Origin of the sequence: Phaeobacter sp. JH20_26, assembly GCF_048056275.1 — a bacterium.
In the GTDB taxonomy this organism is placed as follows: domain Bacteria; phylum Pseudomonadota; class Alphaproteobacteria; order Rhodobacterales; family Rhodobacteraceae; genus Phaeobacter; species Phaeobacter bryozoorum.
On record NZ_JAYMWL010000001.1, the window covers coordinates 114860 to 127330 of the forward strand.

Here is a 12471-nt window from a genome sequence, read left to right on the forward strand (position 1 = left end):
CCGGCCCACCCATCCAAACTGCCCGACCTGTTCAGATCATACGGGATACGACTAACGACCTGATTACAAAGGCCAATCCGAATGACCGACATTCTCTGCCGTGAACCGAACACCGTCATGCGTCTGGCACGCCTTGGCTCGATGCACCAGTCGCGCCTGTCATTCATGCGGGTGCTGACCCGTCGTCTGGCGCGCGAAGGCTGGCGATTTGAACAGACCGCATTTGACATAGACGACAGCGGTCAGGGCCATGCCGTTTATACCGCATATGGGCCGGAGCGTGCATATTCCCTGGTCGCCTTTGCCCATGACCTGCCGCCTGAAAAACGCTCCGACCGAGTGATTGCAGAGGCCTGGGACGCCACTTTCACACTATTTGACGGCATTCCTTCTGACGCGGATATCGCGCGGCTGTCACAGAATATCCCCGTGCAGGAAGCCGGACGTGTGTCCGGGTCGGAGCTTTCTGTATCCCGCGCCAACCGGTCGGTGCGCCTCTGGGAACATGTGGTCAGCGCATTGGCCTCTGGCCAGCAGCCCTCCGCAGAGCAGATCGACGCCGTCGGCTATCTGATGCGGACAACGGCGGTCTACGGGTCCGGCAAACTGGGTGCGGCTGACCGCGAGATGATCGCGGAACGCCCCGAATTCCGTGCGCCGTTCCAGGTTGAGATGCTATCGGTCTACCTGACCCGCTGGTTCGTCACCGATCTGGTCCAGCATATGGCCGAATGTCGCGCCAAGGCTGAGGGCACCACCGCCGCAAAACTGGCTCCGGATCTGGCCCGGTCCATGGGGATCGGCAATTCCACCGGCCTTGGAATGGCGCCGTTTCTGCTCAACCACCCGGTGCTATTCAACAACTGGGTCGCGGCGCGCGAAAAGGCGATCCAGGCGGTGCGCAATATCGAGGAAGCGCATCCGGACGATATCGCTGTGTTCCGCTCTCTGGTGGCACGCAGCAAGCTGACAATTGCAGATTGGCAGTCACAGCATCCGATTCAGATCCAGAAACTGAGCGCGCTGCGTGCCGACGCTGATCAAGTGACCAGCTACCTGGAAATCCAGACGCTGGCCGGTCCGAAGCCCTGGAATGCCCTCTACCGCTGGGCCGAAGAGACGCTCTCGCTCGAGGGTCAGGAATGGATCGCGTCGCTGATGCTGGAGCCCTACGGCGGGCTTGTCGATGGCTTCGCCGAAGATATGTCGGCAGATAACACCGCAACCTTTCGCATTGCGGGTGCTATGACCATTGGCGATCTTCGCAAGATCCTGCGGGACGTATACGCTTGGGCCATCGACACAAACTGGCAGGCCCCAGAGAACAAGGCACGCGCCTGGTATGTTTCGGAGGAAAAGCTCGAACCCCGTCTGGGTGAGCGCTTTGAGGAGCCCATCGAAGAATATGAGCAGCCGCTGGCACCGGGTCGAGATGCCGCGATGTTGTACCAGGCTCTGGCCCACTGGCCAGACGAGGCGCAGGTTGCAGATTTCCTGTTGCGCCATTCCGAACACCGCCATGTTCTGCGCCGTGTTCAGATCGTCGGCCGCGCGCCCTACGCGGAAATCCGTGACAACACGATTTCCGATCAGGTCCTGCCGATCGATATGCTGCGCTGCAAGCTGGCATTCTTTGGCGCGACGAAATTTGATCCCCGGTCAGATCGTTGGGTGCGGATTTGCATGTATGGCAATGCTCCGCTGCCCACCGAACTCACCGTTGAGAACGCGGAATTCTGGGTATTCCCCGAACTGGAAGAGGGTCTGGCATGAGCCATTCGTTGAATGAAATCGAGGCCATGAGCAAGCGCGCCGCCCGGGGCGCGGGCCTGTCCTGGGGATTGGCAGAAGAGGCCGCCAAGGGCACGCGCTGGCTTTCGTCTTTTGGGTTTCCCGGCACCGAGATGCTGGCAGATCTGCTGACGATGAATGATCGCATTCCCTCGATTGACGTATCGCCCGTTTCGCTGCGAGCCGAGGTCTGGCACGCCCCTGCCCGCCGGATGAGCCCCTTGATCGCCGGTGCAGCACTCAGCGATTGTGCCGTGCGCCTGCTGGAGCGTGGCAAGATCACGATGGAAAACGTCAATTTTCCCTTGCTGGCGGTGCCCTTCATGGGCGGTGCGGCCTTGCGACTGGGCCGACCGGTTGCCGCCGAATGGCAGGGCGCGCGCCTGGCCACCGATGGCAAGCGGCTCTGCGTGCAGGGCTCCAGCGAGGCGCTGCACAGCCGGCTGGCGGAACGGATGGTATTCTCCGCCCCTGCGGAGATGACCGGCCAGCAAGAACCGGTGATGCGCGCAAGCGTCTCCAACGCAAGCTGGGATCAGCTGGGCAAGTTTGCCCATCGCACCTTTGCCCCGGCGACCGAGGAAAGCCGCCTGCGCGGCGCCGGGGCCGGCCTCAGCGACAACGACTGATCCACCCATCGACTGCCGGTCAGCCCGGCATTGACCCGAAGACTGAAAAACAGAAAGCCCGATATGACCGCAACCGAAACCCTGACCCTTGCCGAAATCGAAGACCTAGCCTTCCGCGTGTTGGTCAAGGCCGGCACCTCCGAAGCCAACGCCCGCCCCCTTGCTGTTGCAACCGCCATGACCGAAGCCGATGGCGTCGCCTCGCACGGGCTGGCCTATATCCCGATCTATGCCCAGCATGTCGAATGTGGAAAGGTGGATGGTCAGGCAAAGCCGGTTGTGGATCAGCCCCGCCCGGCGGTTGTCACCGTGGACGCAGCGACCGGTTTTGCCCATAGCGCCATTGATCTCGGCTTTGAAAAACTGATCCCGCTGGCCCGCGAGATGGGGGTTGCGGTTCTGGCGGTGAACAACTCCTACAACTGCGGTGTCCTCGGAGTTCACACGCAACGGCTGGCGCAGGCAGGATTGCTTGGCATCGGTTTCACCAATGCGCCCGCCTCGATCGCGCCCTCCGGCGGTGCGAAGCCGGTTGTCGGCACCAACCCCTTCTCGATCGCGGCCCCCGACGCAGACGGGAATGCCGCGCTGCTGATCGACCAGTCCGCCAGCACAATTGCCAAGAGCGAAGTGATGAAACACGCCCGGGAGGGCAAAGCGGTCCCCGAAGGCTGGGTGCTGGATGCTGACGGGCAACCAACCACCAATCCCGAGGCCGGGCTCAAGGGGTCAATGGTTCCTTCCGGCGGATACAAGGGCGTCGGCATCGCCTTGACTGTTGAACTGATGGCGGCTGCCATGACCGGCGCGACCCTCGGCTCCGTCGCCAGCCCCTTCTCTGGCACCGCGGGTGGGCCACCAAAAACCGGCCAGTTCTTCATTGCGATCGATCCGGCAGCAACCTCGGGCGGCGCATTCCACGACCGGCTGACCGACCTGATCGCATCAATCCATGATCAGGATGGCGCACGGCTGCCGGGCGATGGACGTCGTGGCTGCCGCACACGTGCCGCGTCTGAAGGCGTCGCCGTGAACGCCGCACTGCTGGAGAAGGTCCGCGACCTTCTCTGATCCGTCGCGAGGAACACAAGACACCACGATAAAGGAGGTCATATGGCCTCCTTTATTCGTTCTCCTGAACGCTAGCCCCGCAGAATGGCACCATCTGCGTCGAACGGCGGTCGCTCCAAAATGACCGCCCGGTGTGGACGCCCCAGGACCATGACCTCCACCGCATCACCGGGCATTGCCTCTCGAACAAAGCCAAGCGCCAGCGACATGCCCACGCTGTATCCATAGGCGCCCGAGGTTACGCGGCCGATCCCCTTACCATCCTTGAAAATAGGCTCTCCGCCGGTCGCATCAGCATTGGAAGCTGCCGTTCCGGCCTCATCCAGATGCAGCAGAACCATCCGTTCACGTGCCGGGTTCTCGAGGACCTTTTCTGCGGCAGCTTTGTTCAGGAAGTCTTTTTGCAACTTGCAAAGCCGGTCCAGCCCGACCTCCTGCGGCCAGTATTCCGGGCTATATTCCCGGCTCCAGGAGCCATAGCCTTTTTCAATCCGCAAGGACATCAACGCCCGACTCCCGACAGGACCTGCGCCGAACTCCTCACCAGCAGCCAGGAGCGCCGAGTAGAGACGCGGCTGATCTTCGCGCCTGCAATGCAGCTCCCATCCCAGATCGCCGGTGAAAGAAACCCGCAGTGCAAGCACCTGAATCCCGGCAAGATCAATCCAAGCCGAACGCATGAACGGAAACTCATCGGTCGAGAGGGAGGTATTTGTCAGGCGTTGCAGCATCTCACGTGATTTCGGCCCCGCGACATTGAAACCGCAGATCTCGTCTGTCAGCGACACGAACATAGTGCCTTCTGGCAGCGGCACCTCCTTGAAGAATCGCTTGTGATAGCGCTCGGCCATGCCGGATCCGATGATCCAGAACTCATCCTCAGAAACACGGGTCACCGTGAAATCCCCGGCAATCCCACCGCGTTTCGAAATCAGCGGCGTCAGGCAGGACCGTCCCACCGCATTTGGCATCGCATTGGCAAAGACCGCGTTCAGCCATTCTTCGGCCCCGGGCCCCGCACACCGGTATTTGGCAAAGTTGGATATGTCGATAATGCCCGCACGGGACCGCAGCATTCTGCACTCATCACCAACGGGTCCCCACCAGTTCTGACGGGTGAACCCATTGGTATCCTTGGCGCCGGGCGCTTCTGCAAACCAGAGGGGATGTTCCCAACCGGCGTTGAGGCCAAAGACCGCGCCCATTTCCGCCTGTTGCTCATATATCGGCCGCGTCCGTGCCGGGCGACCAGCGCTGCGTTCTTCATTGGGAAAATGGATGGCAAAGCGATGGGCATATTGATCCCGCACCCGCGCCTTGGTGAAATCTTTGGTCGCCCAACTGCCAAATCGCGCCATGTCCCAGGCGAGCATATCATATTGGGTCTCACCCTCGATGATCCATTGCGCCGCCATCAGCCCCATACCGCCGGACTGCGAGAAACCCGGAATAATGCCATTGCAGCAGAAATATCCATCAATTTCGGGCACCGGCCCCATCAGGACATTGGCGTCCGGCGACCAGATCATCGGACCATTGATGACACGCTTGATGCCAGCGTCACCAACCGCAGGCAGGCGTTCAATGGCGTTCATCATGTTCTCTTCGATCCGCTCCAGATCATCTGGAAAGAGATCATGTGCAAAGTCGAGCGGCGTGCCCTCCTCGGCCCAGAACTTCATATCCTTTTCATAGGCGCCAACCAGCAGCCCCTGCCCTTCTTGCCGCAGATAATACTCACCGTCCCGGTCACTGACGGATGGCAGGCGGGTCCCATGCGCGGCCACGGCAGCCATGGTCTCGGTAACGAAATACTGATGCTCAGTTGGCTGCAACGGCAGCTCGATCCCCGCCAGCGCCGCGACCTCGCGGCCCCAGAGCCCTGCCGCATTCACCACCCAAGGCGTGCGGATATCTCCTTTGGGCGTCTTAACAATCCAGCTGCCATCGTCTTGCTGCTCGGTCGCGGTCACAGGGGTGAAACGATGGATTTCGGCGCCCCGCTGGCGCGCCCCGACGGCATAGGCATTCGTCACGCCAGAGGGATCGACATTGCCACCATCGGGTTCATACATAACACAGCGGATGCCATCGTAATTGACCAGCGGGTTCAGGCGCCTGGCCTCCTCGATGCTGATCTCGTAAAAATTCATCCCATAGAGCTTGGCCTTTGCGGCCTGCAACCTCAGCTGGTGTTCACGTTCCACTGTCTGCGCCAAATAGAGGGACCCAGGCTGAAACACGCCGCAGCTCTGTCCGGTCTCAGCTTCCAGTTCCTTGTAGAGAGACATCGTATAGTGCTGGATACGGCTGATATTGGTGCTGTCATGCAACCCGTGGATATTTGCCGCCGCGTGCCAGGTGGACCCGGACGTCAACTCGTTCCGCTCCAGCAGCACCACATCTGACCATCCCAGTTTGGTCAGGTGGTAGAGGATTGAACACCCAATAACCCCTCCACCGATGACAACTGCCTGTGCTTCTCTACGCATCTTTGCTCCCTTCAAGAGCCTATCTCAACGGAGCAGCGATCCACACTGCCTCCGCTATCGGTTGAACAGCTTGGTGCCTGTTGCCGGTCGCACAGGTCACCATGCCAGCCGGTTTTTCAGCACAAATACCCGTCTGTGACATGTCAGAAGCTGAGGCGCTGCACGCGCCCCCGTGCCGCAAGCCGCGCATTCAGCGGATCGGCTTCGGGCGCGCCGAGTTCCAGAGCAAAGACAAAGGCGTGCGTGAGGTAAAAACAGGCCCTGTCGATATCGTCGGCCGCCTCTGCATAATCGGCGGCGAGTGAATAGAGCCGCACGAGAGCCGCGCCATCATCTGCGGCATGCGCCTGCAACAGGGCGCGATCAAGCTCATCGCGTTCCATGGCTCAGGAACCCGCTCATTTTGCACGACCTTTCTGAACCTCGGTCGCCACCCAGTGATGGAAGTTATGAGTTGGCCCATCCATCACCGGAGAGAACCGGCCGCCATCGAACAACACGCCGTGACGCCCCTTCTGCATGCCCTCCACCACAAAGATATCTTCCTCGAAGACGGTCTTCCACAGCTGCGCATTAGAGGCACGCAAACCATCAAGTTCCGGCGTGTCCCGCTCGCTTCTGGCATAGTAAAGCTCGATATGCTCGACCGTATGCCCGCAGTCCTTCGGCTCCAGAACAATCGCGAAACTATGGTCACGCTGCACCCCCAACAGAACGTTGGGATAGACCGCGACATATTCCGCACCCTCATCCCATTGATCACTCAGCCCGTCGAAATCCGGCAGTTTCGCACCGGCTTCGTCGGTAAGTTGGCGATAGACCAGCGTGCCCTGACCCGAGTATTTTCCCCGCTCTTCAATGTTGTAGTGGTCTTCCAACCGCGAATAGCTGTTAAGCCCGGGGTGAACCCACGGCAGATGATAGCTCTCGCAATAGTTTTCGACCGCCAGCTTCCAGTTGGTTGCCACCTCCAGCTTCAGCGATGACCCTTCGCCACCGTGGTAAATCGGTGTCTCAAATTCGCGCCAGCGGTCCAGCAATGCGGCATGGGCTTCGGCGAACTCGGGCGCCTCGCCATCGACATTCACAAAAATCACGTCTCGCCAGATATGCGCCCGGACGCGGATCAGGCCAAGCTTGCCGATGTCGACATCGTCATGGGTACTCCGCCCGGGACCACCGATATGCGGGGTCGCACGCAATGCCCCGTCGAGCCCGTAGCACCAGCTGTGATAGGGGCAACGTATCGCCCCGCGGATCTTCTGTGGCTTGTCCACCAGGATCATACCCCGGTGGCGGCAGGTGTTTTGAAACACGCCGATGTCACCGTTTCGGTCGCGCACCAGCAGCAGCGGCATACCAAGAAAGTCGACCGGTTTGGCATCGCCTGGTTCCGGAATATCCTTGCCAAACCCAATTCCTGACCAATTGGCAAAAAGAACCGAGCGCTTTTCCTCATCGAAAACGCGGGGGTCGACATAGTGTTCATTTGGCAGGCCGTTTGCCGTGTTTACCTCGGTCAGCACGGACGACAGGGGGGTATGCGTGTTCATCGAACTCTCCATGGCGTGAGCTTTTCCCTATTGGAGGATCGGATCAATTCCGCTCAATAGGGGAAAACCTCATTCATGAATGAGCCTGACTAAACCGAACTGCGGCTTGCCTCCGACAGGATCCAGGCTTTCAACTTGCGGGCATTCGGCGACAGTTCATCATCCGGCAGACCCACCAGATAGAACTCTTGCGGTGCCGGAACGCTCTGATTGCCGACAATGGCAAGCTTCTTGCTGTCGAGCATCGGCTGGATAAGCCGCTTCCAGCCAAGCGCTACGCCCGCCCCCTTACGGGCAATTTGCAACGCCACTGAATAGCTGGTCACGCGGGTGCCAACCGAAATGTCGCCCCGATGACCCAACTCGTGGAACCAGTCGACCCAGGTGGTCCAGCTCTGACTGACGTTGTGCAGATGGATCAACCGCTGCGCTGCCAGATCCTGTAGCGATGAGCCCGCCAGTCCTTCGGCGATATCCGGCCGGGCAACCGGGACAAGTTGATCCCGATAGATCGCCGTATGGGCCAGCGTAGCGTCGGGATCACGCCCATACCTGATAAAGAAATCGAACTCCCGCGTGTCGTGAAATGGTCGATCCTGGGTGATCTGGTGAATGTTCAAATCCGGATGATCACGCCAAAATCGGATGATCACCGGCGACAGCCAAAGGGCTGCGACCGCCGTCGTCGATCCGACGGTCACGGCATCTTCCTCGCCCATCTGACGGGTCTTAGACAATTGCCGCGAGATCTGCCGGAACGATGTGGCCAGAGTCTCAAACAGCGCCTGACCTTCGCGCGTCAGCTCGACACCGCGATGTTTCCGCTGGAACAACGCCACACCCAGCTCGCCTTCGAGAGCCTTGATCTGGTGGCTGACCGCTCCGGGTGTCACAGACAGTTCCTGCGCCGCATTTTTGAAGCTCAGGTGCCGGGCTGCGGTTTCAAAGGCCGCCAATGTGGTTAGCGGCGGCAGGTCGTAGTGTCGTCTGGACATGATGCGCCGCCATTCGTGGGACCAGGGATTAAGTCAGTTCACCTGAATATGAGTGGTTTTCGAATTGAATGGCAAATCCAAATGCGTTGGTGAGAGATCGTATTCATCACCTCCGGCCCCTGCCGATCCAACATCGGCCGGGGCAACCGTTCCGAAATCTATTGAAACGCCTCAAATCACGATCCCAGCACCGATAGTTCATAGGCATGAGGTAGCGCGGCACATGTGCCGCGCCATTTGCGTTCAGTTGATTTTTCCCGGCAGGGTCAGGTCGCCCGACGCAATATCGAAAACATCCACCACGCAGAGCAACGGCGCATGCACATTTGCATTGACGCGCAGGGCCGACGTAACACCATCATACGCCACATCAGCCAGAGTCACATCGCTGCGAAACCCGACCGTCACAGTCACTTCCGGCCCGTTGAACAGGGGCGTAAATCCCGGGCTATCCAGATAGATCGGAAGCCCAGGCCAGGTGGCCGGCAGCTGCGGGGTGGCGCCTTCTGGAATGTCACGCACCGCCAACGCGCCCGGCCCGCAGGCTTCGGTCGGGGTCAGAACCACCCAATGACTGTGCCACAGGAGACCGTCGTTGCCGGTATCGCCGTCGTTGTTTTCATCCACCAATGGCGTGTCGTCAAAGTCCGGGTGACTGGTTGCAGCCAGCGCGAGTATTCCGCTGCCTGCCTCAAACCCGACGGCAGCCGGGTCAAGCGAGGTCGGCCAAACATAGGAGAAAACCTCAGCCCCGCCGACCGAACCGACTGCTTCGGGCGTATCCGCGCCAGCGCTGCCATTTGTCGTCATGTGGAAGGTGACAGTGTTCCCTTTGCGGTGCGCATGAGCCGCAAGAATATCAAAGGATGCCGTCTTCCCCCCATCGGATGCCGAGATAATAGCGCCCTGCTGATGCACGGCATGATCGCCATCGGCGAACGCGCCGGTTGCGCCCGCCGCACCGAGGCCCAGGATCGCAGCCGTCACTAGAAATCGTGTCATTTTCGTCTCCATCTTAGTTCGTAGCGACTCGCTACCAAATAAGAGTTATTGCAGTTTTGATTTCGAGTCGATACCAATTGTTCATGACATCACATCACCGCATCCGCGCGCTCATCAATCGTCTGGCCCGTCTCGACGCCGCCGGGGGATGGTCTGACAGCCTGAATCCGGCCCAAACAGCGGCGCTGGACTACCTCGCGCGCGCCAATCGCTACTCACGGGCGCCCTCGCATGTGGCCGATTATCTGGGCACCACACGCGGCACCATGTCGCAAACGCTCAAGACACTCGCCCGAAAAGGGTTCGTGCGCGAAGAGCCAAAAACTGGCGATCAGCGTTCGATTTCTTACGGGGTGACAGCTGAGGGGCAGGCACTGGCCGAAGCGCCTTCGGTCATCGGCGGCGCATTGACCACAATGCAGGACGCGGAAACCGCCGCGTTGGAAGAGGCGCTCAGCGCGACCCTGCGTGCGGCTTTGGAAGCCCGTGGCGGGCGCCCCTTTGGCCTGTGCAGGACCTGCGCCTATCACGACGCAGGCCCTGCCAATGGGTATTGCACCCTGTTGCAGCTTCCGCTGCAGCCCGGCGATCGAGATTTAATATGTGTTGAACATAAGGCGCTTTCAGATGACACGACCTGACCTATCCGCCCCGATCGCGGGCATTTTTCATGGCGCTGTCCACAGCCCATGGGCCGACAAACCGCCAACCGCCATTCACAAGTCCCCAGTCGCCGGATCTCAGATGATCGACATCAACGGCTTCACCGGAGACTCGCAGGCCGATCTGACGGTGCATGGTGGAGCGGACAAGGCAATCCACCACTACGCCAGCGAGCACTACCGCCTGTGGCAGGACGAGGCCGAGCTGCCTCCAACAGCGGTTCCGGCAGCTTTTGGAGAAAACATCGCCAGTTACGGGCTGACTGAGGACACCCTCTGCATCGGAGACATCCTGCGACTGGGAAGTGCTGTCGTTCAGATCAGCCAGGGCAGACAGCCCTGCTGGAAACTCGGTCTCTATACTCAGAACAAGCGGATGCCCTATCTGTTCCAGAAGACCGGCCGCACCGGATGGTACTACCGCGTCCTTGAGCCGGGGGCGGCACAGACGCACGACGAGATCAGGCTTATCGAACGGCGCCATCCCGAATGGACCGTATACCGCGTGACCCATGCGAGGCTGACTCGCAAGATCACAGCCGGAGAGGCCGCCAGCCTGGCCGATCTCTCTGATCTCGCCGCAGGCTGGCGCGCCGCCTTTGCGCGAATGGCAGGCGGCGACACGGGCGAAGACACCAGCGCCCGACTGGGCGGCGTGCAGGCTTAGGCGCTGTGAAACCCGGCGTCCAGGACGCAGCCATGATCGCCGCCTCGACGCCAGCCTATTTCCCGATCTGGCAGCGTTGGCCGGCCTGATACTGCGGGGCCGAGGCCAGAAACTGCCCATAAGCCGCCGCATCCGGGGGCGAGAATTGCTCGACCAGGGGATTCTTGCGCTTGCGCAGCTGTGCTCCCATGTCGGCCAAAAGCTCGTCGAAGTGTTTGAAATGAAACGGTGCTGAGCACAGACCGCCATAGACCTGCGCCGCAGGTCGCTCCCGGCGGCGCCAGTCCAGCATCATCTCGATATTCTGCTCCATCTCCGCCCGGCTGGGCTGGTGAGCCAGTTTGCCATCGGCATAGCGAACCAGCCAATTGGCAATCATCTCGGCCGACAGGACCGTGCAAAAGCTGGAGTTGAAACCAACAAACCCCATATCGGGCAGATCCGGGTTCACCGACAGGCGATAAACGCGATACTGCCCATCGTCTTCGATCAGCTTGTCACGATACTCCTGCGCCAGATAGGGTACACCCAGCTTCCAGCCAACCGCCAGCACCGCCACATCACATGGCACCACCTCGCCGGTGCTCAGCCGCAAACCTTCCTCCTGATAACTCTCAAACGTGCCGATAACGGGCTTGATACTGCCATCGTTCAACGCCTCAAACAGACCTGGAGTCACAATCGGGACCGAGCAGGACACCTCTTTTTCAATTGGCGTGGTGGGGACCATATTGTGCTTCTTCAGACCCAGTTGCAGCTTCAGCAGGGTCTCCAAACCGCGAAAATTGGCCCAGACCAGAGGCTTCAGCAGCGCGGCGATACCGCGTTGAAAAGGCGACTTACCCCATTGATTGAACTGCTGCTCCTGCGCCCGCATATATAGCAGTTTCTTGAAGTTGATGCCGCCGACATAATAGGGCACCCGCCAGACATTCTCCCGATAGACCAGCCGAACAGATCTCGCCCCACTCTTGGCCGCATTGACAGCAATATCGGTGGCCGATTTAGAGCCGCCCAGCACCACCACATGTTTGCCCACAATCATGCCGGGATCCGTATAATCAGATGAATGTATCACCTGTCCGCCACGGGCGATGAATGCGTCCTGACCGGGATGGGTGATGATGTTCTTTTCCGAAAACTGACCCGTACAGATCGCAACAAAATCGAAATCCTGTTGCCAACTCTTCCCGGCGGCCTCCAGGGTCAGGGTCCAGCCGGGCTGCCCATCCTGACGCCGCTCCATCGCCGTAACGGAAGTGTTGAGCCGGAACAGTCGCGCCAGCCGGTGTTTCTGCGCGTAAGAATGCAGATAGGCATGAACCTGCGGACCTTTCGGCCATTCCGGGTAATCTGCGGGCATCGGATGATCGCTGTAGCAATATAGATCCTTCGGCGACTGTGTCTGCACATCCGGGTATGACCGCGACAGCTCCCAGACACCGCCGAAATCATGGCTGCGTTCATAACCGATCACCCTGTGGCCGCGTTCATCAAAGGCTTTGGCCGCAGCCAGACCACTGACACCGCCGCCGATAACCGCAACTGTTTTGCGTGTTGTCATGTCCTGTTCTCCCCTCTCGATCCAATCTGCGATGAACCGTTCTGT

At 59.9% G+C, this 12471-nt stretch carries 11 protein-coding genes; 5 read left to right on the forward strand and 6 right to left on the reverse strand.

All coding sequences use genetic code 11. From position 1 onward, the window contains the following. Positions 1–81: 81 nt before the first annotated feature. The 3 genes from VWY60_RS00560 to VWY60_RS00570 all read left to right on the forward strand — a co-directional run bounded on the left by VWY60_RS00560 (position 82) and on the right by VWY60_RS00570 (position 3491). Positions 82–1773: a hypothetical protein gene (locus tag VWY60_RS00560; protein WP_416539612.1), complete on the forward strand. Its 1692-nt coding sequence runs from the start codon at positions 82–84 to the stop codon at positions 1771–1773. Further along, a complete protein-coding gene (locus VWY60_RS00565) occupies positions 1770–2420 on the forward strand; it encodes a DUF3726 domain-containing protein (RefSeq protein ID WP_416535484.1) in 651 nt (216 codons plus the stop codon). Before VWY60_RS00560 ends, VWY60_RS00565 begins: the two co-directional genes overlap by 4 nt. A 63-nt stretch (positions 2421–2483) precedes the next feature. Beyond that, positions 2484–3491 (forward strand): Ldh family oxidoreductase, encoded by a 1008-nt coding sequence (locus VWY60_RS00570; protein WP_340547688.1) that lies wholly within the window; start codon positions 2484–2486, stop codon positions 3489–3491. Between the two features lie 71 nt (positions 3492–3562). Here the strand turns inward: VWY60_RS00570 and VWY60_RS00575 are convergent, their stop codons facing one another. The 5 genes from VWY60_RS00575 to VWY60_RS00595 all read right to left on the reverse strand — a co-directional run bounded on the left by VWY60_RS00575 (position 3563) and on the right by VWY60_RS00595 (position 9533). Further along, complete coding sequence (locus VWY60_RS00575; protein WP_416539613.1) at positions 3563–5983, reverse strand: GcvT family protein; 2421 nt, start codon at positions 5981–5983, stop codon at positions 3563–3565. Between the two features lie 143 nt (positions 5984–6126). Then, the gene (locus VWY60_RS00580) at positions 6127–6366 is read right to left on the reverse strand and encodes a hypothetical protein (RefSeq protein ID WP_416535487.1); all 240 of its coding nucleotides are present in this window, start codon (positions 6364–6366) and stop codon (positions 6127–6129) included. A 15-nt stretch (positions 6367–6381) separates the two neighbouring features. Continuing rightward, positions 6382–7536 (reverse strand): aromatic ring-hydroxylating oxygenase subunit alpha, encoded by a 1155-nt coding sequence (locus tag VWY60_RS00585; RefSeq protein ID WP_416539614.1) that lies wholly within the window; start codon positions 7534–7536, stop codon positions 6382–6384. Between the two features lie 89 nt (positions 7537–7625). Then, complete coding sequence (locus tag VWY60_RS00590) at positions 7626–8531, reverse strand: LysR substrate-binding domain-containing protein (RefSeq protein ID WP_416539615.1); 906 nt, start codon at positions 8529–8531, stop codon at positions 7626–7628. Between the two features lie 243 nt (positions 8532–8774). Further along, entirely contained in the window at positions 8775–9533 is a 759-nt protein-coding gene (locus VWY60_RS00595; protein WP_416539616.1) for a hypothetical protein, read from the reverse strand. An 83-nt stretch (positions 9534–9616) separates the two neighbouring features. Here VWY60_RS00595 and VWY60_RS00600 point away from each other — a divergent pair, with 83 nt between their 5' ends. Then, positions 9617–10174, forward strand: a complete 558-nt coding sequence (locus tag VWY60_RS00600; protein WP_416539617.1) for a MarR family winged helix-turn-helix transcriptional regulator — start codon at positions 9617–9619, stop codon at positions 10172–10174. After that, positions 10161–10862, forward strand: a complete 702-nt coding sequence (locus VWY60_RS00605; RefSeq protein WP_416592402.1) for an MOSC domain-containing protein — start codon at positions 10161–10163, stop codon at positions 10860–10862. Before VWY60_RS00600 ends, VWY60_RS00605 begins: the two co-directional genes overlap by 14 nt. A 55-nt stretch (positions 10863–10917) precedes the next feature. Here the strand turns inward: VWY60_RS00605 and VWY60_RS00610 are convergent, their stop codons facing one another. Next, on the reverse strand, positions 10918–12426 hold the full coding sequence (locus VWY60_RS00610) for a flavin-containing monooxygenase (RefSeq protein WP_416539619.1): 1509 nt from the start codon (positions 12424–12426) through the stop codon (positions 10918–10920). Between the last annotated feature and the right edge of the window lie 45 nt (positions 12427–12471).

Excerpts from the sequence above, each read along its gene's own strand:
- VWY60_RS00560 (WP_416539612.1), top strand. The coding sequence starts at position 82 with ATGACCGACATTCTCTGCCGTGAACCGAACACCGTCATGCGTCTGGCA.
- VWY60_RS00565 (WP_416535484.1), top strand. The coding sequence starts at position 1,770 with ATGAGCCATTCGTTGAATGAAATCGAGGCCATGAGCAAGCGCGCCGCC.
- VWY60_RS00570 (WP_340547688.1), top strand. The coding sequence starts at position 2,484 with ATGACCGCAACCGAAACCCTGACCCTTGCCGAAATCGAAGACCTAGCC.
- VWY60_RS00575 (WP_416539613.1), bottom strand. The coding sequence starts at position 5,983 with ATGCGTAGAGAAGCACAGGCAGTTGTCATCGGTGGAGGGGTTATTGGG.
- VWY60_RS00580 (WP_416535487.1), bottom strand. The coding sequence starts at position 6,366 with ATGGAACGCGATGAGCTTGATCGCGCCCTGTTGCAGGCGCATGCCGCA.
- VWY60_RS00585 (WP_416539614.1), bottom strand. The coding sequence starts at position 7,536 with ATGAACACGCATACCCCCCTGTCGTCCGTGCTGACCGAGGTAAACACG.
- VWY60_RS00590 (WP_416539615.1), bottom strand. The coding sequence starts at position 8,531 with ATGTCCAGACGACACTACGACCTGCCGCCGCTAACCACATTGGCGGCC.
- VWY60_RS00595 (WP_416539616.1), bottom strand. The coding sequence starts at position 9,533 with ATGACACGATTTCTAGTGACGGCTGCGATCCTGGGCCTCGGTGCGGCG.
- VWY60_RS00600 (WP_416539617.1), top strand. The coding sequence starts at position 9,617 with ATGACATCACATCACCGCATCCGCGCGCTCATCAATCGTCTGGCCCGT.
- VWY60_RS00605 (WP_416592402.1), top strand. The coding sequence starts at position 10,161 with ATGACACGACCTGACCTATCCGCCCCGATCGCGGGCATTTTTCATGGC.
- VWY60_RS00610 (WP_416539619.1), bottom strand. The coding sequence starts at position 12,426 with ATGACAACACGCAAAACAGTTGCGGTTATCGGCGGCGGTGTCAGTGGT.